This window comes from Mycobacterium sp. E2327 (assembly GCF_001672675.1).
GTDB lineage: Bacteria > Actinomycetota > Actinomycetes > Mycobacteriales > Mycobacteriaceae > Mycobacterium.
In genome coordinates, this window is sequence record NZ_LZKE01000252.1 from 1 (window position 1) to 22112 (window position 22112).

Consider the following 22112-nt stretch of genomic DNA (forward strand, 5'->3'; position numbering starts at 1 on the left):
CCGGGTGGGGGGGCGGGGGGGGGGGCTGGGCGGCGGCGGGGGGGGGGGGGGGGGGGGGGGGGGGTGGCGGGGCGGCCTGGGGCGGCGCTGCGCCGGGCGGCGCGTCGGTGGCGGTCAGCGCTGCCCTGGCCGCCTCGGCGAGCTCCATGGCCGACTGGTAGCGGGCGTTGACGTCCTTCGCCATGCCCCGCGCGATCACGGCGTCGAGGGCTGGCGGGACGCCGGGCGCGATGATCGACGCTCGCGGTGGCGGCGTGTTCACATGCGCGTTGAGCTGCTCCTCGAGGCTGTCGCCGGGGAAGGGCCGGCTTCCGGTGAGGCACTCGTAGAGCACGCAGGCCAACGAGTACACGTCGGCCCGGTGATCCGTTGTGCCCCTGAAGCGTTCGGGCGCCAGGTAGGCCACGGTGCCCATCGTGGCGCCGGTCCCGGTGAGCTCGGTGTCGGTCTGCGCGCGGGCGAGGCCGAAATCGATCAGGTAGACGAAATCTCGCGCCGCGGTCACCAGGATGTTTTTCGGCTTGATGTCGCGGTGGATCAAGCCCACCGAGTGGGCCGTATCCAGCGCCGCCGCAACCTGTTCGATCACCGCGACGGTCCGCTCGGGGCTGAGCCGCCCACCGCTTTGGACGATGTAGTCCGCCAGGTCGCGCCCCTCGATCAGTCGCATGTCGACATACAGCTGGCCGTCGATCTCGCCGTAGCCGTGGATGGGCACGATGTGTGGATCGTTGAGGCCGGCCGCGATGCGTGCCTCGCGGCGGAACCTTTGCTGAAACTGATTGTCCTCGGCCAAATGCGGCGGGAGCACTTTGAGCGCCACCACCCGATCGGTGGCGGGGTCGTAGGCGCGGTACACGCGTCCCATGCCGCCCCGGCCCAGCAACCCCATTATCTGGTAGCGGCCGAACGACTCCGGATCCACGGTCACCCCACGAACCATAAACGGTGGATCAGGTGAGACTGGCGATTCTCACCAATCCGCCGACGGTGTTGCGCGTGGCGAGGGCTTAGTCGAGCAGCAGCGACTTGATGGTGACTTCGCTGGCCGGGGCCCCGTCCTCGCCGCCGCCGGCCACACCGGCCTTGGCGATCTTGTCCAGGACGGCCAGCCCGTCGGCCTGGATGGTGCCGAAGACGGTGTACTGCGGCGGCAGCTGAGAGTCCTTGTAGACCATGAAGAACTGGCTGCCGTTGGTGCCGGGTCCGGCGTTGGCCATGGCCAGGGTGCCGCGCGGATAGACGACCGGCTGCTGAGCCTTGGGGTCGTTGGGCGGGTACTGGTCGGTCGGGTACTCGTTGGCGAACTGGTAGCCGGGGCCGCCGGTGCCGTCACCCTTGGGGTCGCCGCATTGCAGGACGCCGAGCGTGTCCGACGTGGTCAGCCGGTGGCATTTGGTGCCGTCGAAGTATTTCTGGCCGATGAGGCTGGCGAAACTGTTGACCGTGCAAGGCGATTCGTTGTTGGCCAGCATCAGCCCGATGTTGCCCTCACTGGTCGCCATGCTCGCGCTCACCTGGGCTGGGTCCGTCGGGACCTTGCCGGTCCGCGGCGGCTTGACCTGTTTGGCGGCCGCGTCCGACGACGCCGGGTATTGGCAGTTGGCGCCGAGGTTGGCCGACGGCTTGAACGGCGGCAACGGCGGAACGCCCGGCGTCGGACCGGGCGTCGTGCTGTCGGGGGAGCTGCTGGCGGCGGTGGTGCTGGTCGGCGCCGCGGTGTTGCTCTTGTTCTCGTGCTTGGTGTTGACGATGGCGATCACCACCGCGACGATCACGGCCACCGCCGCGACCGAACCCCCGGCGATCACCACGATCCGGCGCCTTCTGGCCTGCTTCTGGCGCTTCTCGAGCTGCCGCTCGAGTTTGCGCTTGGCGTTCGCACGTCGCTGTTCGTTGGTCGGCACGGCCGGAATGCCTCCATGGTTGGTAAGTCGGGGCCCGAGATTGCCAGCCCAGGCTAATGTGGGCGCGGTGACCGGTGCCAACCGGGGCCCGTGGGAAACTGGGAACCGTGTTGATCACTGGATTCCCCGCCGGCATGTTGCAGTGCAACTGCTATGTGCTGGCTGACCGGCCCGGGACCGACGCCGTCATCGTCGATCCCGGTCAGCGCGCGATGGGTGCGCTGCGCCGAATCCTGGACGAGAACCGGCTGACCCCCGCCGCGGTGCTGCTGACCCACGGGCACATCGACCACATGTGGTCCGCGCAGAAGGTTTCCGACACCTTCGGCTGCCCCACCTACATCCATCCCGAGGACCGCTTCATGCTGACCGACCCGATCCACGGCTACGGCCCGCGGTTGGCGCAGCTGGTGACGGGCGCGTTCTTCCGGGAGCCCAAACAGGTGGTGGAGCTGGACCGCGACGGCGACAAGCTGGATCTGGGCAGCGTGACCGTCAACGTCGACCACACGCCCGGGCACACCCGCGGCTCGGTGGTCTTCCGGGTGGCCGGGGACAAAGAGGTCGTCTTCACCGGCGACACGCTCTTCGAGCGCTCGGTGGGCCGCACCGACCTGTTCGGCGGCAGCGGCCGCGACCTGCTGACGTCGATCATCGACAAGCTGCTGGTGCTCGACGACAAGACCGTCGTCCTGCCGGGCCACGGACCGTCGACCACCATCGGCGCGGAGCGGCGTTTCAATCCGTTCCTCGAGGGCCTGAGCCGGTGACGGAGTTCTCTGCCCCCAAGGGGGTGCCGGACTACCTCCCGCCCGATTCGGCGCAGTTCGTCGCGGTGCGCGACGGGTTGCTGGCCGCGGCCCGCCGGGCCGGTTACGGCGACGTCGAGCTGCCGATCTTCGAGGACACCGCCCTGTTTGCCCGCGGCGTCGGCGAATCCACCGACGTGGTGTCCAAGGAGATGTACACGTTCGCCGACCGCGGTGACCGCTCGGTGACGCTGCGGCCCGAAGGGACCGCCGGGGTGGTGCGCGCGGTGATCGAGCACGGCCTGGACCGCGGCGCGCTGCCGGTGAAGCTTTGCTATGCGGGCCCGTTCTTCCGTTACGAGCGTCCGCAGGCCGGCCGGTATCGCCAGCTGCAGCAGGTCGGTGTCGAGGCGATCGGCGTCGACGACCCGGCGCTGGACGCCGAGGTGATCGCCGTCGCCGACGGCGGCTTCCGGTCGCTGGGCCTCGACGGGTTCCGGCTGGAGATCACCTCCCTCGGCGACGAGAGCTGCCGCCCGCAGTACCGGGAACTGTTGCAGGAGTACCTGTTCGGGCTAGACCTCGACGAGGAGACGCGGCGACGCGCGCAGCTGAATCCATTGCGGGTGCTCGACGACAAGCGGCCCGAGGTGCGGGCCATGACGGCCGACGCGCCGGTGCTGCTCGACCACCTGTCCGACGGCGCCAAGCAACACTTCGACACGGTGCTGGCCCACCTCGACGCGCTCGGGGTGCCGTACGTGATCAACCCGCGGATGGTGCGCGGGCTGGATTACTACACGAAGACCACCTTCGAGTTCGTGCACGACGGTTTGGGTGCGCAGTCCGGGATCGGCGGCGGCGGCCGCTACGACGGCCTGATGAGCCAGCTCGGCGGACAAGACTTGTCGGGCATCGGCTTTGGGCTGGGGGTGGACCGGACCATGCTGGCGCTGCGCGCCGAGGGCAAGACGGTGGGGGAGACCACGCGCTGCGACGTGTTCGGGGTGCCGCTGTCCGAGCCGGCAAAGCTTTCGCTGGCGGTGCTCGCCGCGCAGCTGCGCAGCGCCGGAGTCCGCGTCGACCTGGCCTACGGCGACCGCGGGCTCAAGGGCGCGATGCGCGCGGCCGACCGCTCCGGCGCCCGCATCGCCCTCGTGCTCGGCGAGCGCGACCTCGAGGCGGGGACCGTCGGGGTGAAGGACCTCGCGTCGGGTGATCAAGTGTCCGTCGCGACGGATTCCGTTGTCGCCGAGGTGCTTTCGAGGTTGGCCCCGTAGCCGATCCGGCGCAAGAATTTCCCAAGCGCCCGGCGCTACATTGCGGTCATGGATACCACCCTGAAGAAAGTGGCTGCCGGGGCGCTGCTTTCGGGCGGCGTCGCGGTGGCGGGTTTGGGGCTGACCGCGGGCACCGCCCATGCCGACAACTTCACCGTCCCGCACGACTGGTGCCCGGGGAAACCGCTGCCGATGCCGGATGTCCGGTGGGACATGAACGTCTGCCACCACTGGTACTGGGTCCCCGTCGGGGGAATGGGCAACGTCGGCCAGTTCGTCTGGGAGGGCGACGCTCCCCGGCAGCCGCTGGGACCGCCGCCGTGCTACGGAGCGCCCATCTGCCTGCCCGGGTTGTAGGCCGAGCTCGTCGTTTCGCCAGACGGGGTCACCGTCCTCCACTTAGCCGACAACGACGCCGAACTCAGCGATGCGAACGCCGGTGACATCTGGTGCGGCAAGTATGGCTCCAGCCGCTTCTGCGGCGCCTGACGAGCGTCCGCAGCCGCACGCGAATCAGCCGACTTGGTAGGAGTCGCGCGAGAGGCGGAAGAAGTGCCCGGTTTTGGTGTTGGTGCAAGTTACCCCCGAAGGTTCGCTATCGCAGCGGAGCACGCCGAGCGATCGCGACTGGCCGTAGTCGAGTACGGGCCAGGAGGAGGGAAGCAGGGAAGCGTATGCGTCGCAGCCCACGTCTGGCTGAGGCCTTGAGATGTTCAGAATCGCCGCAACACCAGTTGCCGACGTTCTGCACGTTCCCGGTGTCTGAAAGGTGTGATCAGCAAGATCACACTGCACATTGTTGTTGCCGTTATCGCCCGGCACCAACAACATCGTGCAGGCGATGTTTCTTGACGGCGACTGAAAGTCGACCTCCTCGTTGTCGGCGTGCGCGGTCGCGGCCAGGCCAACCGCCGCCGCGACGCTCGCGATCGACATCGCCGCGATCGTTTTGATTTTCCTGTTTGCTCCTTTTAAGCGTTCTTTGCCGGTGCGCGTCGTCACGACATTCTGGGGCCTGCATCAGCCCAACTGGTAGGACTCCCGCGCCACCCGAAAGAAGTGACCCGTGCTGCTGTCGGTGCACGTCAGTCCGGATTGCTCACTGTCACAACTGATCGCCCCTAACCAGCGCGTTTTCTGCCCATAGTCGAGCGTGCGCGATATCGGCGTTTTGTTATCACCGACGACACACGGCATGTCCCTAGGCGACTCCGGCGATCCGCCCTGCCAAAGTGTGAATTGCGGCCAAGCGACTAAGCCGCCGGATTGACATTTTCCCGTGTAGGTGGAGTTCGCGATGGTGCAAACGACGCCCGGATTGGTCCCCTGGGCATAGCCCATCTTGCAGTGGATATCGCCCGACGGGGTCTGAAAGTCGTAGCTCGCATCCGCGTGTGCAGCGGCCGGAACGCCGGTGGCAGCGACGACCGCTGTCATTGCGACCAAGGCGAGCTTTGCGATTGTCATTGCCCTCCGGTGGTACGACGTTGTGGTCATGTGGGTGTCCTTCCGGGACCAAGATCGCGGGGTCTTGGGGTGGCGTGCTCGTGCAAAACATCCCGCAGTCGGCTTGCCTGATCCTTGCGCGATTCTTGCGGCGACCTCGCGGCATCGGCGGATTGTCGGCTGGACGTACGCACGCATTTCTGACGGGTCAGCGGACCGTGGTATACTCGAACACATGTTCGAAAGACGGGTGGTGTCGGCGGAGGCGGTCGCTCGTCTCGACGAGATGATCGAGCGGCATCACCCGTCGACGACGCCGGAGTCCGCGGCCATGGTCGATCGAATCTGCGCAGCGGCGCGGGCGGAGAACCGGCAGGCGGCCGCGCAGCTGGATGCGATCGGTGACTTGTTCCGCTACCGGTTGTCGCGGTGTTCGGAGACCGAGGACTGGGCGATCGACACGATGGAGGCGGTCGCCGCGGAGGTGGGGGCGGCGTTGCGGATCAGCCAGGGCCTGGCGGCGAGCCGGCTGCGCTACGCCCGCGCCATGCGCGAGCGGCTGCCCGAGGTGGCTGGGGTGTTTCGGGCCGGGGATATCGATTTCCGGCTGTTTCAGACGATCGTGTATCGCACCGATCTGATCGGGGACCCCTCTGTGCTGGCGCGGGTGGACGCCCAGTTGGCGGCCAATGTGGCGCGCTGGCCCTCGATGAGCCGGAGCCGGTTGGCCGGGCAGGTGGATCGGATCGTGGCCCGCGCCGATCGGGATGCGGTGCGCCGCCGAAAAGAGCAGCAGGTCGACCGCGAGGTGTGGATCGATGATCGGCTGCAAAGCGGCATCTCTGAGATTCATGGGACCCTGTTCACCCCGGACGCCCACGCCCTGGACAAGCGCCTCAACGGGTTGGCAGCCACGGTGTGCCCGCACGATCCGCGCACCCGCGAGCAGCGCCGCGCCGACGCCTTAGGGGCGTTAGCGGCCGGGGCGGATCGGCTGGGCTGCCGCTGCGAGCGAACCGACTGCGCGGCCGGCAAGCGGCCCGCGGCGGGCCCGGTGGTGATGCATGTGATCGCCGAGCAGGCCACCCTGGACGGGCGCAGCACCGCCCCGGGATCCGAGGTGGGCGCCGATGGGCTAATCACCCCCGAACTCCTGCAGGAACTCGCCAAGTCGGCCAAGTTGGTGCCGTTGGTGCACCCCGGCGACGCGCCGCCGGAGGACGGCTACACCCCGTCGCAGGCGTTGGCCGATTTCGTGCGGTGTCGGGATTTGACGTGTCGCTGGCCGGGCTGTGATGCCCCGGCCATCGGCTGCGATATCGACCACACCATCCCCTATGCCCAGGGTGGGGCCACGCATGCGTCAAACCTGAAGTGCTACTGCCGTACTCATCATTTGATCAAGACGTTTTGGGGCTGGACGGAAAAACAACTGGCCGACGGGACGCTGATCTTGACCTCCCCGGCCGGGCACACCTATGTCACCACCCCGGGCAGCGCGCTGCTGTTCCCCAGCCTGTGTTACGCCGTCGGCGGCATGCCCACCCCCGAGGCGGACCCGCCGCACGACTGTTGCGACCAGCGGGCCGCGATGATGCCCAAACGCCGGCGCACCCGCGCCCAAGACCGCGCCTCCCGGGTGGCCACTGAACGCCGCCACAACCGCGACGCCCGCCTAGCCCGAAAAGCCGAGACCCGCGACTACTTCGCCCTACCCCCACCCACCGACGACGACGACGAACCGCCACCGTTCTAGCTGCGTCGCGGCGGATCAGGTTTTGGCTACGCCCCGTCGCAGAATGCCGTAGCCTAGCGGTCCGGTGAGTCAGATGAGGAGGGCCGCAATGGTCTCGCTGCTCGTCGCGGCCGTCGGGCTTCTCCTCCTCGGGTTTGCGCCGGCGCGCCACACCGGCCTGATCTTCCTGCTGACGCTCCTGACCACCTTCGCGCTGACCGCGTTCGACATGAGCACCCACCAACCCACCAGCACCGACCTCGCCGGCTTCACGCTGGCACTGATGCTGGGTGGCGCCGCCGTGTTCATCCGACACGAGCGAGGGATGAAGGACTAACCGGACCGTAACCGCCTGACGAACTCCGCCACCGCCACACCGATCTCGTCCGGGCTGTCCTCCTGGATGAAGTGCACGCCGGGAACCGTGACCTCGCTAAGGCTGGCCCAGGTCCGGACGTAATCGCGGATGCGGCCGTTCAGGATGGCGCCGGGCTCGGCGTTGACGAATAGCTTTGGCACCCCGCCATTTTCGACGCCTTTTTCCAGCCAGCTCCGGTATTCGTCGACGACGGCGACGACCTCCGCCGGCTCGCCGTCGATCGGTATATTGCGTGGCCACGACAGGGTGGGGCGCCGGTCCTCGCCGGCGTTGAGGAACGGGCGCCGGTAGGCGTTCATCTCCTCGTCGGAGAGTTTGCGAAGAATGGCGCCGGGCAGCACCGCTTCGACAAACATGTTCTGCTCCAACACCATCCGCTCACCCTCCGGCGACCGGAACCCCTGGAAGACACCGCGTATGTTGGGATGCCAATCCGCCCATGTCATCGGGGTGACGATGGACTCCATGAAGGCGATGCCCTGTACGCGCTCGCGGTGCCGGTTGGCCCAGTCGAAGCCCAGCGCCGAGCCCCAGTCGTGCAGCACCAACACCACGCGGTCCCCGAGCTCGAGCGCGTCCCAGAGCCCGAACAAGAAGTCTCGCTGCTCGGCATAGTGGTAGCGGTCCGGACCCGACGGGCTCAGCTTCTCCGACGCGCCCATGCCGATCAGGTCGCAAGCCACCAGCCGGCCCAGCCCCTCCAGATGCGGCATGACATTGCGCCACAGGTAGGACGACGTCGGGTTGCCGTGCTGAAAGACGATCGCGTCGCCCTCGCCCTCGTCGATGTAGGCCATTCGCTTGCCGGCGATCTCGCGGTATCGCAGCTCCATGGGGACATCCTGTCACTTGACAATCGATCGAACAAAAGTGCGAATAGAGGGCATGCGCTGGTCCACCCAGGCCGTCGCGGTCAACGGCAGCCCCGTCGACGACGGGGCCCTCCCGGGCTTAAGCAGGATCGGCCTCGTCCGCAGCGTCCGCGCCCCGCAATTCGAGGGCATCACCTTCCACGAGGTGCTGTGCAAGTCGGCGCTCAACAAGGTCCCCAATGCGTCGGCGCTGCCGTTCCGCTACACCGTCAACGGCTACCGCGGCTGCTCGCACGCCTGCCGCTATTGCTTCGCGCGCCCCACCCACGAATACCTCGACTTCGACTGCGGCGCCGACTTCGACACCCAGGTCGTGGTCAAGACCAACGTCGCCGAGGTCTTGAACCGCGAGCTGCGCCGGCCGTCGTGGCGGCGCGAGACGGTCGCGCTGGGCACCAACACCGATCCCTACCAGCGCGCCGAGGGGCGCTACGCGCTGATGCCGGGCATCATCGGCGCGCTCGCCGGATCCGGCACGCCGCTGTCGATCCTCACCAAGGGCACCCTGCTCAGGCGTGACCTGCCCCTGATAGGCGATGCGGCACAACAGGTTCCGTTGTCGGTGTCCGTGTCGCTGGCCGTCGCCGATCCCGAACTGCATCGCGACGTCGAGCCGGGAACGCCGACGCCGCAGGCACGCCTGGGCCTCATCACCGCCATCCGGGACGCCGGCCTGGGCTGCCACGTCATGGTCGCGCCGGTGCTGCCGCACCTGACGGATTCCACCGAGCACCTCGACGGACTGCTCGGCCAGATCGCCGCGGCCGGCGCCACCGGCGTCACGGTTTTCGGCCTGCACCTGCGCGGTTCGACGCGCGGCTGGTTCATGTCCTGGCTGGCCCGCTCGCACCCGGAGCTGGTCGGCCGCTACCGCGAGCTCTACCGGCGCGGCGCCTATTTGCCGCCGACCTACCGCGACATGCTGCGCGAACGGGCCGCCCCGCTGATCGCCAAGCACCGCCTCGGCGGCGATCCCCGCCCGGTCCCGCCGACCGCCGCCGCGCCCGCGCCGCCGCAGCCGACGCTGTTTTGAGTTAGGCGGGCCGGTCGCCGCGGGGCTTGGTGAGCGTGAACTGGTCCACCACGGAAACCGCGCCGAACGGCCCGCTCACCGAATAGTGCGTCGCCTTGATCGAGGTGTTGCCCCCGGGTTGGCCCGGGTCGACGTCGAAACACGCGAAGCCGTAAGGGTTTTCGCGGTCGCGAAACGCCGACCACGGCGCGTCTTCCACCACGTAGATCGGCGCCTTGCGGCCGATCTCGGGGTCGAAAGCCCCGACGCCGGTAATCACGCGGCACCGGGGCTGGGGGAAGAACATCCCGTTGGACGGCGCGGACGTGCCCCCGCCGCCGATGACCAGGTGCACCGTGCCCAGGGTCGAGTCGATGACTTCGCCGCCGGTGTCGACGGGTATCGGCGTGCGGGTATCGGTGCCCAGCGCACCGCGCAACGGATGTGATCGCTCGTAGTGGTGCTCGTGCCCGCACACCACCAGATCGACCTGATACTGGTCGAACAGCGGCAGCCATTCCTGGCGGATGCCGAGGTCGGCGCCGTTGGTCCGGTCGGCGGTCGAGATCGCCGTCTGATGCATGCACACCACGACCCAGTCCACGTCGGGGTCGCGCCGCGCCGCGGCGAGTTCGCTTGCCAGCCAGCGCTTTTGCTCGCCGCCGGAATAGCCGTGCACGTAGAAGTTGCCGCCGTCCTGGAAGGCCACGTCGTCGTTGTTGAGGCTGATCACCCGCACCGACCCCGCGGTGAACGAGTACCACAGGCCGCGGGCTTCGGGGCTCGACCCCGAGTCCGGCAGCGCGAAGTAGGTCTGGTAGGCGGCGTACCCGATTGGCCCGTTGCCCAGTTCGTTCTCGTGGTTGCCCGCGGCCGGCATCCACGGGCGGAACCGCGCCGAGCGGGTGTTGTTCTCGAACCAGTTCGACCACGTCCGGATGCGGTCCTGCGCCAGGTTCGCGTAGCACAGGTCGCCGTTGACGAGGTTGAACAGCGGGCCGAGACGCTCGACCGCCAGCGTGGTGTCCGCGGCGGCGGGCGACCCGATGTTGTCGCTGGCGTACTTGCCGTCGGGCAGCCGGGCCAGCGTGGGGGTGGACTGGTCCCCGAAGCTGGTGAAGCGCAGCGGTTTTCGCCCCGACGGGGCGGTCCGCACCGTGCCGCCGCCCGGCTCGGCGCCGTCGTGCACCGCCGCGTACACGTAGTCGGTGTCGGGGATCAGGCCCCTCAGGCGCGCGTGGTTGACGCGGACCTCGTTGCCGGACTTGGCGTCTCGGTAGGTCCGGGTTTCCGCGGCCACGGTGCGCCCGAGCCCGGCGGCCGGGGTGCCCAGCATGACGCGGGGATTGCGGACGGCCTCGGTGGTGTGCCATGACACCACCACCTCGGTGGCCGCGTTCGCGCCGAATTGCAGATGCAGGCCGGTCACCGGGGGTGCGCCGCCGCGGTCCGGCTGAAACCAGACGGCCGGACCGCGCGCCTGCGACCAGAGCAGCACCGCCCCGCCCCCGATGCCGGCCCCCAGGGCGGCCGAGACCGCGCTCGTGGTCAACAGCCTGCGGCGACTGATCCCCGGACCGTCGGTCATGCCTGCTTCATACCTGACGCAAGTAACAAATCCGGTAGCGTTTTCGATATGAGGAACGTGCGAAAAGTGATCAGCGGGGCCGCTCTCGCGGCGGCCGCAGGACTGGCTTTCACGCCCGCGATCTCACACGCGGACGGCCATCAGGTGACCTACACCGTGACGAGCCCCAACAACCTGACCGCCACGGTCAGCTACGTGAGTTCCGATCCGCCCAGCCAGGCGGCCTACAACGCGGACCCGTCGAAGTTCACGACGAGCGTGCAGGCGCCGCTGAGCGGGGGAGCGCCGGTCACCTACACCGCCACGCTGGCGAACCCGAACCAGTTCGCGACCATCACCGCCAGCGGCATGCTGCACTGGCCGGACTCGGGCAACGGCCCCGCCCAGTTCCACTGCGAGATCGCCGTGGACGGTCAGGTGGTGGCGCATGCGGACGCCACCACCACCGTCACCTGCCGACCCGGCTAGCCGACCGGCGCCGCTCACTTGTGCACGCGCACGGCCAGGAAGTACTCGTGTCGTTTCGAGTCCTCGACGGTGTAGCTCGTCGCCTTGGTGGCGCCGTCGTGGTCTGACTCCAGCCAGCGTTCGGTGTGCTGGCGCTCGAACTCGGTCCAGGACGGCACGGTGAACCGCTCCATGACGAGGTCGGGTTCTTCCAGGCTTCGATAGAGCCGCCAGCTGTGGCCCCCCGTCCGCAGGCGTGACCGCCTGACCGCGGCCATCGCCTCGACGAATTCTTGGAGGTTCTCCGTCGGCACCCGGTAGCGGACGGTCACCAGCACGGGCCCGTCGTTGGGGCGCGGTTCGAGCATGAGCATGGGCGCCGCCCAGCAGTTGGAGATGTTGCGGCTCAGCTTCCCGGTGGACGGCAGCAACCCGAGGACGGTGACGCTGAGGGCGGCGACGACCAGCAGCGCCGCCGACCAGGTCAGCGCGACCTTGAGCCCGTCGCGCGTGGCAAGGAGACCCCAGACGTAGGCGCCGATCGCCTGGCAGCCGGTGAAGACCAGCAGGTACATCGCCAGACCGCGGGCCCGGACCCAGCGCGGCAGGTGCAGCTGGGCCGCCGCGTTCAACGTCGTCAGCGTCAGCAGCCACGCCGTCCCCGATAGCACCAGGAAGGGTGCCGCCGCGGCGAACGACAGCCGGGCCACCGCGAGCGCCCCGATTCCGTACGCGGCGGCGCACGCCGCCAACAACGCGTTGGGTGGCACCCTCTCCCGTAACGGGGCCGGGACCAGCAGGGCAAGCGCCGCGCCACAACCGATGGCGCCCAACGTCAGACCGTAGCCGCTGGCTCCCAGGTGCCAGCTGCGGGCGGCGGCCACCGGCAACAGGGCCAGCAGGGCCGAGGCGGGAAACACGAAAAGCGCTGTGCGCAACAAGATCCTGCGGAAAATCGGGCTGTTGACGACGTAGAGCCATCCGCTCACCATGGCCTGGCCGAACTGTTCTCGTTCGAGCGGCGCGAGTTGCTTGGGCCGTTGCCAGCCGGCCAAGACGAAGATGATCCCGGTGAACGACACGGCGTTGATCGCGAACACCGCTGCCGGACCGGCGATTGCGACCACGACACCGCCGATCGCCGGCCCGATCACCCGGCCGACGCTCGCCGAGACGCTCGACAAACTCGCGGCGGACGGGATCTGCTCGCGCGGAACGACTTCGGGCTGAATCGCCTGCCAGGCCGGCGCGGTCAGCGCCGTAGCGAGGCCGATCGCCATGGTGAACAGCAACAGCGCGGCGGGGGTGAGCTTACCGAGGTAGGTCAGCACCGCCAGGGCCAGCGCCACCACCACCGCATACGACTGCAGGACGACGAGCAGGCGCCGCCGGTCGAACAGGTCGGCCAGCACGCCGGCGAACATTCCCAGCAGCAGCGTCGGCCCGAGGCTGGCGGTCTGGACCAGCGCCACGATGGTGGCGCTGCTGTGGGCCTCAATCAGGAACCATTGTGCCGCCACGCTTTGCATCCACGTGCCGATGTTGGAGACGAACTGCGCGACGAACAGGTTGCGGAAGATGCGGTTGCGCAACGGCGCGAACGCCGACGACTGGCCGTCGTCGATGCGCTCCCCGTCCAACACCGCCATCAGCGCTTAACCCAGATTGGTCGCTGCGAAGGTGTTGCACTGGTTGGGGTCACCGGTCTGGTAGCCGATGGTGAACCACTTCTGCCGTTCCGCTGACGACCCGTGCGTCCACGACTCGGGGTTGACGCGTCCGGTCGCCTGCTTTTGGATGCGGTCGTCGCCCACCGACGCCGCCGCCGAGAGCGCGTCCTGAATATCCTTGTCGCTCAACGGCTCCAGGTACGGCACGCCGGTGCTCTCCTGCTTGACCGTCGACGCGTAGTGGGCCCAGATGCCGGCGTAGCAGTCGGCCTGCAGCTCGGTGCGCACCCCGTTGCCCCCGGCGCCCTGCGCGCCCTGCTGGGAGCGGCCCAGCACCCCCTGCAACTGCTGCACGTGGTGGCCGTATTCGTGCGCGACGACGTACTCCTGCGCGAACGGCCCACCGCTGGAACCGAATTTGTCGACAAGTTCCTGGAAGAAGTCGGTGTCGAAGTACGCCGTCTGGTCCACGGGGCAGTAGAACGGCCCGACCGCGGTGGTGGCCGGGCCGCAGCCGGTGTCCACGGACCCGGTGAACAGGCGCACGTGCGGGCGGGTGTAGTTGCGCATCAGCTGATGCCACACCGCGTCCACGGAGTTGCCGGTGGCGACCACGCGGCACTGCACGTACTTGTTGGCGTCGGCGCCGGTCTTGCACTGGCTCAGGTCGAAACCGGGCGCCGAATAGCCGCCGTTGTTGGTCTGCTGCTGGGGCATGATGCGGCCCGGGTCGATGCCGAAAAACAGCGCCCCGAGCAGGATCAGCAGGCCGAGCCCGCCGCCGCCGATGGCCATCCCCATCCCGCCGCCACCGGACGACGACGCGGTGCTGGTGTCGATCTGCATGCCCTCGTTGAAGGTCATCGCACGCTCCTAAGGTTGCCGGGTGACGGGGAACCGGGCGTCGGTGTAGCTGCGCAGGTTGCGCAGGAACCGGCGGAGCCCCAGGTTGAGCAGCGGTCCGACCAACGGCATGGCCAACCGCGACGGGCCGGCCGGTTTTTGCGCCATGGTCCACGTCAGCCGGCAGCCACCGGGGATGACCTCGACCCGGTAGTCGTCGGCGAACGCCGCGACGGCCTTCGACGAGCATTCGTTGAACCGGAATGCCATGTGCGTGAAGGGTTCCCATGCGAGGAACTCTCCCCCGCAAGCGGGAGGTACCCCCACGTTGCCGACGAGCCCGCCGCGCATCTCGACGACGCGGGTGGTGCCGACGCCGCGCGGCTCGGGACTGGTCCAGGTCACCTTCGTGATCACCGGCGCCCAGCGCGGCCAGGACTCGGCGTCGCGGAGCACCTCGAACAGCTGCTCGGGCATGACGGCGAGGTCGACGCTGTTGCGGAACCGAAACGGCGCGGTCTCGACGAAGCCCAGGTCGACACGCTCGCAAGGGAACATGGCTTGAATCTAACCCGGCCCGTCGCTCGCCGCTGCCAGCAGCGGCACCAGGATGTCGCTGATCGGGGTCGGAAGGTTATGGCCGCGGGCCTTGCGGACGATCACGCCGTTGCGGATGTCCCATTCGAACCGCCGGTGGTTTTCCCGGTCGAACAGCATCGAGGTGCCCATGTCCTCCGGCGCCTTGCGGAACATGTCGACCAGCTCGTCGACCACGTCGTCGGGCAGCCGGGCGCCCTCGGCGCGCGCGACGGCCAGGCATTCGGCCACGTAGCGGCGCGACAGCGCGGCGACGTCGTCGCGGTGGAACATCCCGGATCGCCGCCCGGTCAGCACCATCAACCCGGCCAGCGCGTTGACCAGCAGCTTGCGCCACGCAGCGGTGATGAAGTCGGGGTCGCAGTCCACTTGGGCGCCGGCGCCGCGCAGCAGCTCGGCCACCGTCTCCGCCGAGGGTCCGGACGGCAGCACCAGCCGCGGTTCGGTGCGCAACCGCACCCATCCCTCGGGCTGGGTCTCGGCGCCGTACCAAACGATCCCCGGCACCACCGGCGACGACGGGCAGTGCGGCTGCACCTGCTCGACCTGCTCGACACCGTTCTGCAGCACCACGACGATCGTGTGTTCGTCGCACAGCCGGCCGAGCCAGCCGGCGGCCTCGTCGTTCTGGGTGGCCTTGACCGCCAGGATCACCACGTCGACGGAGCCGTCGACCGTTTCGGGATCGGTGCGCACCGGGCCGGGCACCACGATCGGTTCGCCGCCGTCGGGCCGCAGCTCGATGGCGTCCCGGGGCGTGCGGCCGCACACCAGGACGGAATGCCCGGCCTTGTACAGCAGGGCGGCGACCGTCGTGCCGACGGCGCCGGGACCGACGAGTGCGATGTTGGTGGCGATAGCTCCGAAATTACTAGAGCGCGAGCGCGTGGCGCAGCACCGCGACGGTTTCGGCCTGCTCGCGCTTCGAGATCGCCGCGTCTTGGATCAGCATCGAGCCGTGGAAAGTGCCGGGGAACAAATGCAATTCGACGCTCACGCCCGCGGCGAGCATGGCCAGCGCGTAGGCGACGCCCTCGTCGCGCAGCGGGTCGAAGTGCATGACCGACACGTAGGCGGGCGGCAGGCCGGCGAGGTCGGTGGCGCGGGCCGGCGCGGCGTAGATCGATACGTCGTCGCCGCCGGCCCGGCCGGGTCCCAGGTAGCAGTCCCAGCTGACGATTGCCCGCGGGCGACTCCAAAAAGGCGTGTCGGTGAACGCGATCATGCTGGCGGTGGCCAGCCGGTCGTCGAGTTCGGGCACGGAAAGGAACTGGAAGGCGATGTGCGGTCCACCGCGGTCGCGGGCCAACAGCGCCAGCGCGGCGCCCAGCCCGCCCCCGGCGCTGGTGCCCTGAATGGCAATGTGCTGCGGGTCGACGCCCAACTCGTCCGCGTGCGCCGCCGTCCAGACCAGCCCGGCGTAGACGTCTTCCAGCCCGCCGGGGAACGGGGTTTCCGGGGCGAGGCGGTAGTCGACCGACACCACGACCACGCCGAGTTCGCGCGCCAGCGCGACGTTGGAGGCGTGTTCGGTGTCCAGATCGCCGGCGATGAACCCGCCACCGTGGACGTGGTAGATCGCGGCCGGAGCGCTGCGCTGGTCGGGCCGGTAGATCCGGATCGGCACCGCGGGATCGCCGTCGCGGCCCGGGATTTGACGGTCCTCGATCTGCACCCCGGTGGTGTCGGGCGGCGGGAACTGGGCGATCATCTCCGACAGCGCTGCGCGGATGGCCAGCGGATCGTCGCCCGGCAGATCGGGCAGGAGCGGAACGACGGCGGCGATTTCCGGGTCGAACGCATAAGTGGTCATCTGCACTCCTGATCCGTCCGCGGCGACGTCGCTCATGCACTCTAGACTGGGCAGTCGTTCAAATCGGGCAAAAGGGGAGTAATTCGTGCTGCGCAGCCATGCCGCCGGTGCGCTGAGGAGCAGCGACGCGGGCCAGCAGGTGACATTGGCCGGCTGGGTGGCGCGGCGCCGCGATCACGGCGGCGTCATCTTCATCGACCTGCGGGATGCGTCCGGCGTCGCTCAGGTCGTGTTCCGCGCCCCAGATGTGCTGGCCCAGGCGCACCACTTGCGCGCCGAGTTCTGCGTCGCGGTGACCGGGGTCGTCGAGATCCGCCCGGAGGGCAACGCCAACCCGGAGATCGCGACGGGCGAGGTCGAGGTGAACGCGAGGTCGCTGACCGTCCTGGGGGAGAGCGCGCCGCTGCCGTTCCAGCTGGACGAGCCCGCCGGCGAGGAGCTGCGGCTGAAGTACCGCTACCTCGACCTGCGGCGCGACGGCCCGGCCGCGGCAATGCGGCTGCGCTCCAAGGTCAATGCGGCCGCGCGCGAGGTGCTGGCGCGGCACGACTTCGTCGAGATCGAGACCCCCACGATCACCCGGTCGACGCCGGAGGGGGCGCGCGACTTCCTGGTCCCGGCGCGACTGCACCCGGGCTCGTTCTATGCGCTGCCGCAGAGCCCGCAGCTGTTCAAGCAGCTGCTGATGGTGGCCGGCATGGAGCGCTACTACCAGATCGCCCGCTGCTACCGCGACGAGGATTTCCGCGCCGACCGCCAGCCCGAGTTCACCCAGCTCGACATGGAGATGAGCTTCGTCGACGCCGAGGACATCATCGCGGTCTCCGAGGAGATCCTGGCCGCGCTGTGGGCGCTGATCGGCTACCAGGTTCCCACGCCGATCCCGCGGATCAGCTACGCCGACGCCATGCGGCGGTTCGGCTCGGACAAGCCCGACATGCGGTTCGGGCTGGAGCTCGTCGAGTGCGCGGAGTTCTTCAAAGACACCACTTTTCGCGTCTTCCAGGCGCCCTACGTCGGCGCGGTCGTGATGCCCGGCGGGGCCTCCCAGCCGCGCCGCACCCTGGACGGCTGGCAGGAGTGGGCCAAGCAGCGCGGGCACCGAGGGCTGGCCTACGTGCTCGTCGGCGACGACGGGGAGCTCGGCGGCCCGGTCGCCAAGAACCTGTCCGACGCCGAACGCGCCGGCCTGGCCGGCCACGTCGGGGCCAAGCCGGGGGACTGCATCTTCTTCTCGGCGGGCCCGGCGAAGTCGTCGCGGGCGCTCTTGGGCGCGGCCCGCGGCGAGATCGCCAAGCGGCTGGGCCTCATCGACCCCGACGCGTGGGCGTTCGTGTGGGTGGTCGACCCGCCGCTGTTCGAGCCCGCCGAGGACGCCACCGCCGCCGGCGACGTGGCGGTCGGGTCCGGCGCGTGGACCGCGGTGCACCACGCGTTCACCTCGCCCAAGCCCGAATACGAGGACGTGGTCGACACGGATCCGGGCAGCGTGCTGGCCGACGCCTACGACATCGTCTGCAACGGCAACGAGATCGGCGGCGGCTCGATCCGTATCCACCGCCGCGACATCCAGGAGCGGGTGTTCGCCGTGATGGGCCTGGACAAGGCCGAGGCCGAGGAGAAATTCGGATTCCTGTTGGAGGCGTTCATGTTCGGCGCGCCACCGCACGGCGGCATCGCGTTCGGCTGGGACCGGATCAACGCGCTGCTGTCCGGGGTCGACTCGATCCGCGAGGTGATCGCGTTCCCCAAGACCGGCGGCGGCGTCGACCCACTGACCGACGCGCCGGCGCCCATCACCGCGCAGCAGCGCAAGGAATCCGGAATAGACGTCAAGCCGGAGAAGGTTGACCGGGCATGACCGAAATGCCTGACACCGCGACCATCAACGCGTTCAACACCAGCATCATCGACGAATTCCGGGCCAACGAGGGCAAGGTCGGCGGCCAGTTCGAGGGCGCCAACCTGCTGCTGCTGACGACGACCGGCGCCAAGTCCGGCCAGCCCCGCATCTCCCCGCTGGCCTACTTCCGCATCGACGGCAAGCTGATCATCATCGGGTCGTTCGCCGGCGCGCCCAAGGACCCCGCCTGGGTGCACAACCTGCGGGCCAACCCGGCGGCGCACGTCGAGATCGGCACTGACGCGTTCGACGTCACCGCGCACGAGCTGCCCAAGGCCGAGCGCGACGCGCTGTTCGAAAAGGTCGCGGCCGCGGCGCCCGGCTTCGCCGAGTACCAGTCCAAGACCAGCAGGGTCATTCCGCTGTTCGAGTTGCAGCCGGCCTAGCTCGGGAGCCATGAAGCGAGCGGCGCGCGCGGGCCTCAAGCGGCTGCGCGCGCTGTGGTTCAACCTCGTGCAGACGGCGGTCGCCGCGGGCTTCTCCTGGTACATCGCGCACGACCTGCTGAGTCACCCGCAGCCGTTCTTCGCGCCGATCGCCGCCGCGGTGTCCCTGTCGATCAGCAACGTGCTACGGGCGCAGCGCGCCATCCAGATGATGGTCGGCGTGACCCTCGGGATCGGTGTGGGCATCGCGGTGCAGGGGCTGCTCGGGCCGGGCGCCGTCGCCATCGGGGTCGCCGCATTCCTCGCGCTGTCCGCGGCGGTGTTCATCGGCCACGGCCGCATCGGGCAGGGAATGATGTTCGCCAACCAGACCGCTGTGTCGGCGATCCTGGTGCTGGCGCTGTACCACAGCGGTGTTGGTTGGGAGCGCATCTTCGACTCGCTGATCGGTGGTTGCGTGGCCATCGTGGTCGCGGTCCTGCTGTTCCCGGCCGACCCGTTGGAGGTGCTGCGCAGCGCGCGCGTCGGCGTGTTCAGCACGCTGCAGGGCGTTCTCACCCGAGCCGCGGACTTCGCCGCCGGGCGGAGGGAGGCCCCGCCCGACTGGCCGCTGTCGGCCGTCGACCGGGTGCACGCGCAGCTCGGCGGGCTGATCGAGGCGCGCACCACCGCCCGTCAGGTGGTGCGCGTCGCGCCGCGGCGCTGGGGCCTGCGCGATGCCGTGCGGGCGGCCGATCACCAGGCCGTGCACGTGGCCCTGCTCGCCGGCTCGGTGCTGGAACTCGCCCGCGCCGTCGCCCCGGGAAATGACGGGTGCCGCGCCGCGCCCCCGGAGCCGGTGCACCGCGTGCTGGTGGTGCTGGCGGCCGCGACCGCGCTGGCCGACTCCGACCCGGCCGGGGCGTGCGCGTACACCGCGGCCGCGCGCCATCACGCGTCGCAGCTGCACTCGGGTGCCCGGGAGAGGGCCCAGGTGGTGCTCGCCGACGCCGTCCAGGCCTGCGTCGACGACCTGCAGCGGGTCATCGACCTGCGCTCATAGCGAGTCGGCCAGGAACTCCTGCACCAGCTTCTTCGGCGCCTGCGTCAGCCACGCCTCGGTGATCACCTCGGCCAGGTCGCGCGGTGCGATCTCGTCCAGTCGCAGCAGCACCGCCGGGTAGCCGTCGAAGTGCGGGGTGGTGAAGTAGACCCTGGGCTCGTCGGCGATCAACGCGAACTTGACGCCCTCGTCGGAAACCCGGACACCGAGGATGTCGCCCTCCGGGGGTTCCACACCGCTGTCGGCCAGCGCCTCGCGATCCGACGGGCGCAGTGGCCGTTCCCATGCCAGCAACTTCTTGCCGACCCGCCACTCGTGCGGTGACGGCTCGGAGGTGAGTGCCAGTTCACCAACGATCCGGGCGACGTCGTTCCACGTGGCCACGTCTTCGATTGTGCTCCCGAAATGGCGCGCTTGGCTCGCGATCGGCAAACGGGGTGTGATGGGATCAGCGTTGTGTCACAAGCTCTGGAGGGAAATCAGGCCCGCCGGCACCGGGTCACCCACCGCACCCAGTACCGCTACTCCGACGTGGTGACCAGCTCTTATGGCCGCGCCTTCCTCACGCCGCGGGACTCCGCGCGGCAGCGGTGCGTGGCGCACCGGCTGACCATCGACCCGGCCCCCGCCGACAGCTCCACCAGCAGCGACAGCTACGGGAACATCAGTGCGTACTTCCACGTCACCGAGCCGCACCAGTCGCTGACGATCACCGGCGACTCCATCGTCGACGTGTATCCGCCGCCGCCGGAGCGCTACACCAGCGGGCCGGCGGTGCAACCGTGGGAGGCCGCCCGGCCGGCCGGGCGCCGGGGAGCACTCGCGACCGAGTTCACCCTGGACCTGGACCCGCCGGAGATCACCGACGCGGTCCGCGAGTACGCCGCCCCCAGCTTCGAGCCGGGGCGCCCGCTGGTCGAGGTGATGCGCGACCTGGCGTCGCGGATCTTCACCGACTTCACCTACCGCTCGGGGTCGACGACGATTTCCACCGGGGTTAACGAGGTTCTGGCGGCCCGGGAAGGGGTATGTCAGGACTTTGCGAGGCTGGCGATCGCCTGCCTGCGAGCCAACGGTCTGGCGGCCAGCTACGTGTCCGGTTATCTGGCCACCGACCCGCCACCGGGAAAGGATCGGATGATCGGCATCGACGCGACCCACGCCTGGGCGGGGGTGTGGACCCCGCAGGAGCCCGGCCTGTTCGAGTGGCTGGGCCTGGATCCCACCAACGACCAGCTGGTGGACGAGCGCTACATCATCGTGGGTCGCGGGCGCGACTACGCCGACGTGCCGCCGCTGCGCGGCATCATCTACACCAACTCCGAGCACAGCGTGATCGACGTCGCCGTCGACGTCGTGCCGTTTGGAGGTGACGCGTTCAATGCGTGATTTTCACTGCCCCAACTGCGGCCAGCGCCTGGCGTTCGAGAACTCCGAATGCCTGTCGTGCGGCAGCGCGCTCGGGTTCTCCCTCGAGCAGATGGCCCTGCTGGTGATCACCCGGGGCGACGACAGCGAGCACGCCGGCGCCGTCGATGCCGACGACTACCAGCTGTGCGCGAATCTGCATCTGGCGGAATGCAATTGGCTGGTTCCACGCAATGACGCCGGCGGGTTGTGCACGTCGTGTGCGCTCACGCTGGAGCGGCCCAACGACAACGACGCCGACGGTCTGGCCGCGTTCGCCCGCGCGGAGGCGGCCAAGCGGCGGCTGATCGCCGAGCTGCACGAGCTCAAGCTGCCGATCGTCGGACGCGACCGCGACCCCGACTACGGGCTGGGCTTCCGCCTGCTGTCGAGCGCGCACGAGAAGGTGTTCACCGGCCACGAAAACGGCGTCATCACACTGGATCTGGCCGAGGGCGACGACGTGCACCGCGAGCAGTTGCGGGTCGAGATGGACGAGCCGTACCGGACCCTGCTCGGGCACTTCCGCCACGAGGTCGGGCACTACTACTTCTACCGGCTGATCACCCCGTCGCAGGACAACCTGGCGCGGTTCAACGAGCTGTTCGGCGATCCCGACGCGGACTACCAGGAGGCGCTCGACCGGCACTACCGCGACGGCGCGCCGGAGGGCTGGCAGGAGAGCTTCGTGTCTTCGTACGCGACCATGCACCCCGCCGAGGACTGGGCCGAGACGTTCGCCCACTACCTGCACATCCGGGACACGTTGGACACGTCGGCGTGGTGCGGGCTGGCGCCGGCGTCGGCCACCTTCGACCGGCCGAACCTGGGGCCCAGCGCCTTTCCCAACATCATCGAGCTGTGGCTGCCGCTGTCGTGGTCGCTGAACATGGTGAACCGCTCGATGGGCCACGACGACCTGTACCCGTTCGTGTTGCCGGTCGCCGTCCTGGACAAGATGCAGTTCATCCACGACGCGATCGACGAGGTGAGTTCGGAGTCGCGGGGGCCCGCGGCGGTAGCGGGCTAGCTGGGG

The 22112-nt window shown here is 69.1% G+C and carries 24 protein-coding genes; 12 read left to right on the top strand and 12 right to left on the bottom strand.

Features of this window, described 5'->3' with window-relative positions; genetic code table 11:
• On the bottom strand, positions 1-931 hold a 931-nt coding region (locus A5712_RS28885; protein ID WP_156766821.1), incomplete at its 3' end, for a serine/threonine-protein kinase.
• 79 nt (positions 932-1010) lie between these two features.
• On the bottom strand, positions 1011-1907 hold the full coding sequence (locus A5712_RS28890; RefSeq protein ID WP_068113687.1) for a peptidylprolyl isomerase: 897 nt from the start codon (positions 1905-1907) through the stop codon (positions 1011-1013).
• Positions 1908-2014: 107 nt separating this feature from the next.
• On the opposite strand from A5712_RS28890, the gene A5712_RS28895 reads away from it, so the two are divergent.
• The 3 genes from A5712_RS28895 to A5712_RS28905 are packed head-to-tail and all read left to right on the top strand — an operon-like array spanning position 2015 to position 4293.
• On the top strand, positions 2015-2677 hold the full coding sequence (locus A5712_RS28895; protein ID WP_068113690.1) for an MBL fold metallo-hydrolase: 663 nt from the start codon (positions 2015-2017) through the stop codon (positions 2675-2677).
• The gene (hisS, locus tag A5712_RS28900; protein ID WP_068113696.1) at positions 2674-3936 is read left to right on the top strand and encodes a histidine--tRNA ligase; all 1263 of its coding nucleotides are present in this window, start codon (positions 2674-2676) and stop codon (positions 3934-3936) included. The genes A5712_RS28895 and hisS overlap by 4 nt, the downstream gene beginning before the upstream one ends.
• A 48-nt stretch (positions 3937-3984) precedes the next feature.
• On the top strand, positions 3985-4293 hold the full coding sequence (locus A5712_RS28905) for a hypothetical protein (RefSeq protein WP_068113698.1): 309 nt from the start codon (positions 3985-3987) through the stop codon (positions 4291-4293).
• Between the two features lie 156 nt (positions 4294-4449).
• On the opposite strand, the gene A5712_RS28910 is transcribed toward A5712_RS28905, so the two are convergent.
• Both A5712_RS28910 and A5712_RS28915 read right to left on the bottom strand, forming a co-directional pair.
• Positions 4450-4938 (bottom strand): hypothetical protein, encoded by a 489-nt coding sequence (locus tag A5712_RS28910; protein WP_156766822.1) that lies wholly within the window; start codon positions 4936-4938, stop codon positions 4450-4452.
• 18 nt (positions 4939-4956) lie between these two features.
• Complete coding sequence (locus tag A5712_RS28915) at positions 4957-5433, bottom strand: hypothetical protein (protein WP_156766823.1); 477 nt, start codon at positions 5431-5433, stop codon at positions 4957-4959.
• Positions 5434-5617: 184 nt separating this feature from the next.
• Here A5712_RS28915 and A5712_RS28920 point away from each other — a divergent pair, with 184 nt between their 5' ends.
• On the top strand, positions 5618-7138 hold the full coding sequence (locus tag A5712_RS28920) for an HNH endonuclease signature motif containing protein (RefSeq protein WP_068113705.1): 1521 nt from the start codon (positions 5618-5620) through the stop codon (positions 7136-7138).
• A gap of 88 nt (positions 7139-7226) precedes the next feature.
• Positions 7227-7454 carry a hypothetical protein gene (locus A5712_RS28925; RefSeq protein WP_068113708.1) on the top strand — a complete coding sequence of 76 codons (228 nt, stop codon included), beginning with the start codon at positions 7227-7229 and terminating at the stop codon, positions 7452-7454.
• Here A5712_RS28925 and A5712_RS28930 read toward each other — a convergent pair.
• Positions 7451-8329: a haloalkane dehalogenase gene (locus tag A5712_RS28930; RefSeq protein WP_068113710.1), complete on the bottom strand. Its 879-nt coding sequence runs from the start codon at positions 8327-8329 to the stop codon at positions 7451-7453. The two genes, A5712_RS28925 and A5712_RS28930, sit on opposite strands and share 4 nt — an antisense overlap.
• Before the next feature lie 52 nt (positions 8330-8381).
• Between A5712_RS28930 and A5712_RS28935 the strand changes: the two genes are divergently transcribed.
• Positions 8382-9401, top strand: a complete 1020-nt coding sequence (locus A5712_RS28935; RefSeq protein WP_068113711.1) for an Rv2578c family radical SAM protein — start codon at positions 8382-8384, stop codon at positions 9399-9401.
• Between the two features lies 1 nt (position 9402).
• On the opposite strand, the gene A5712_RS28940 is transcribed toward A5712_RS28935, so the two are convergent.
• A complete protein-coding gene (locus A5712_RS28940; RefSeq protein WP_068113712.1) occupies positions 9403-10968 on the bottom strand; it encodes a metallophosphoesterase family protein in 1566 nt (521 codons plus the stop codon).
• Between the two features lie 48 nt (positions 10969-11016).
• On the opposite strand from A5712_RS28940, the gene A5712_RS28945 reads away from it, so the two are divergent.
• The gene (locus A5712_RS28945) at positions 11017-11436 is read left to right on the top strand and encodes a hypothetical protein (protein WP_068113715.1); all 420 of its coding nucleotides are present in this window, start codon (positions 11017-11019) and stop codon (positions 11434-11436) included.
• A gap of 14 nt (positions 11437-11450) precedes the next feature.
• On the opposite strand, the gene A5712_RS28950 is transcribed toward A5712_RS28945, so the two are convergent.
• Genes A5712_RS28950 through A5712_RS28970 form a run of 5 tightly spaced genes read right to left on the bottom strand, consistent with a single transcriptional unit; the run spans position 11451 to position 16374 of the window.
• Positions 11451-13064, bottom strand: coding sequence for an MFS transporter (locus A5712_RS28950; RefSeq protein WP_068113718.1), 1614 nt, complete (start codon positions 13062-13064; stop codon positions 11451-11453).
• Positions 13065-13070: 6 nt separating this feature from the next.
• The gene (locus tag A5712_RS28955) at positions 13071-13949 is read right to left on the bottom strand and encodes a neutral zinc metallopeptidase (protein WP_068113721.1); all 879 of its coding nucleotides are present in this window, start codon (positions 13947-13949) and stop codon (positions 13071-13073) included.
• Positions 13950-13958: 9 nt separating this feature from the next.
• Positions 13959-14486, bottom strand: coding sequence for an SRPBCC family protein (locus tag A5712_RS28960; RefSeq protein ID WP_068113723.1), 528 nt, complete (start codon positions 14484-14486; stop codon positions 13959-13961).
• Positions 14487-14495: 9 nt separating this feature from the next.
• Entirely contained in the window at positions 14496-15383 is an 888-nt protein-coding gene (locus A5712_RS28965) for an oxidoreductase (RefSeq protein ID WP_197519530.1), read from the bottom strand.
• A gap of 13 nt (positions 15384-15396) precedes the next feature.
• Positions 15397-16374 carry an alpha/beta hydrolase gene (locus tag A5712_RS28970; protein ID WP_231982271.1) on the bottom strand — a complete coding sequence of 326 codons (978 nt, stop codon included), beginning with the start codon at positions 16372-16374 and terminating at the stop codon, positions 15397-15399.
• Positions 16375-16423: 49 nt separating this feature from the next.
• Between A5712_RS28970 and aspS the strand changes: the two genes are divergently transcribed.
• Genes aspS through A5712_RS28985 form a run of 3 tightly spaced genes read left to right on the top strand, consistent with a single transcriptional unit; the run spans position 16424 to position 19669 of the window.
• On the top strand, positions 16424-18199 hold the full coding sequence (aspS, locus tag A5712_RS28975; RefSeq protein WP_068113728.1) for an aspartate--tRNA ligase: 1776 nt from the start codon (positions 16424-16426) through the stop codon (positions 18197-18199).
• Positions 18196-18627, top strand: a complete 432-nt coding sequence (locus tag A5712_RS28980) for a nitroreductase family deazaflavin-dependent oxidoreductase (protein ID WP_068113730.1) — start codon at positions 18196-18198, stop codon at positions 18625-18627. Before aspS ends, A5712_RS28980 begins: the two co-directional genes overlap by 4 nt.
• A gap of 10 nt (positions 18628-18637) precedes the next feature.
• Positions 18638-19669 carry an aromatic acid exporter family protein gene (locus tag A5712_RS28985; protein WP_068113732.1) on the top strand — a complete coding sequence of 344 codons (1032 nt, stop codon included), beginning with the start codon at positions 18638-18640 and terminating at the stop codon, positions 19667-19669.
• On the opposite strand, the gene A5712_RS28990 is transcribed toward A5712_RS28985, so the two are convergent.
• Positions 19664-20053, bottom strand: coding sequence for an MmcQ/YjbR family DNA-binding protein (locus A5712_RS28990; RefSeq protein WP_068113734.1), 390 nt, complete (start codon positions 20051-20053; stop codon positions 19664-19666). The two genes, A5712_RS28985 and A5712_RS28990, sit on opposite strands and share 6 nt — an antisense overlap.
• Positions 20054-20125: 72 nt before the next feature.
• Between A5712_RS28990 and A5712_RS28995 the strand changes: the two genes are divergently transcribed.
• Together A5712_RS28995 and A5712_RS29000 are read left to right on the top strand one after the other, a co-directional pair.
• On the top strand, positions 20126-21058 hold the full coding sequence (locus tag A5712_RS28995) for a transglutaminase family protein (protein WP_068113736.1): 933 nt from the start codon (positions 20126-20128) through the stop codon (positions 21056-21058).
• Positions 21051-22106, top strand: coding sequence for a putative zinc-binding metallopeptidase (locus A5712_RS29000; protein ID WP_068113738.1), 1056 nt, complete (start codon positions 21051-21053; stop codon positions 22104-22106). Before A5712_RS28995 ends, A5712_RS29000 begins: the two co-directional genes overlap by 8 nt.
• Positions 22107-22112 lie beyond the last annotated feature (6 nt).

Coding starts and splice junctions, on each gene's coding strand:
- A5712_RS28905 (WP_068113698.1), top strand. CDS start 3,985: ATGGATACCACCCTGAAGAAAGTGGCTGCCGGGGCGCTGCTTTCGGGC.
- A5712_RS28915 (WP_156766823.1), bottom strand. CDS start 5,433: ATGACCACAACGTCGTACCACCGGAGGGCAATGACAATCGCAAAGCTC.
- A5712_RS28920 (WP_068113705.1), top strand. CDS start 5,618: ATGTTCGAAAGACGGGTGGTGTCGGCGGAGGCGGTCGCTCGTCTCGAC.
- A5712_RS28925 (WP_068113708.1), top strand. CDS start 7,227: ATGGTCTCGCTGCTCGTCGCGGCCGTCGGGCTTCTCCTCCTCGGGTTT.
- A5712_RS28930 (WP_068113710.1), bottom strand. CDS start 8,329: ATGGAGCTGCGATACCGCGAGATCGCCGGCAAGCGAATGGCCTACATC.
- A5712_RS28935 (WP_068113711.1), top strand. CDS start 8,382: ATGCGCTGGTCCACCCAGGCCGTCGCGGTCAACGGCAGCCCCGTCGAC.
- A5712_RS28940 (WP_068113712.1), bottom strand. CDS start 10,968: ATGACCGACGGTCCGGGGATCAGTCGCCGCAGGCTGTTGACCACGAGC.
- A5712_RS28945 (WP_068113715.1), top strand. CDS start 11,017: ATGAGGAACGTGCGAAAAGTGATCAGCGGGGCCGCTCTCGCGGCGGCC.
- A5712_RS28950 (WP_068113718.1), bottom strand. CDS start 13,064: ATGGCGGTGTTGGACGGGGAGCGCATCGACGACGGCCAGTCGTCGGCG.
- A5712_RS28955 (WP_068113721.1), bottom strand. CDS start 13,949: ATGACCTTCAACGAGGGCATGCAGATCGACACCAGCACCGCGTCGTCG.
- A5712_RS28960 (WP_068113723.1), bottom strand. CDS start 14,486: ATGTTCCCTTGCGAGCGTGTCGACCTGGGCTTCGTCGAGACCGCGCCG.
- A5712_RS28970 (WP_231982271.1), bottom strand. CDS start 16,374: ATGAGCGACGTCGCCGCGGACGGATCAGGAGTGCAGATGACCACTTAT.
- A5712_RS28980 (WP_068113730.1), top strand. CDS start 18,196: ATGACCGAAATGCCTGACACCGCGACCATCAACGCGTTCAACACCAGC.
- A5712_RS28985 (WP_068113732.1), top strand. CDS start 18,638: ATGAAGCGAGCGGCGCGCGCGGGCCTCAAGCGGCTGCGCGCGCTGTGG.
- A5712_RS29000 (WP_068113738.1), top strand. CDS start 21,051: ATGCGTGATTTTCACTGCCCCAACTGCGGCCAGCGCCTGGCGTTCGAG.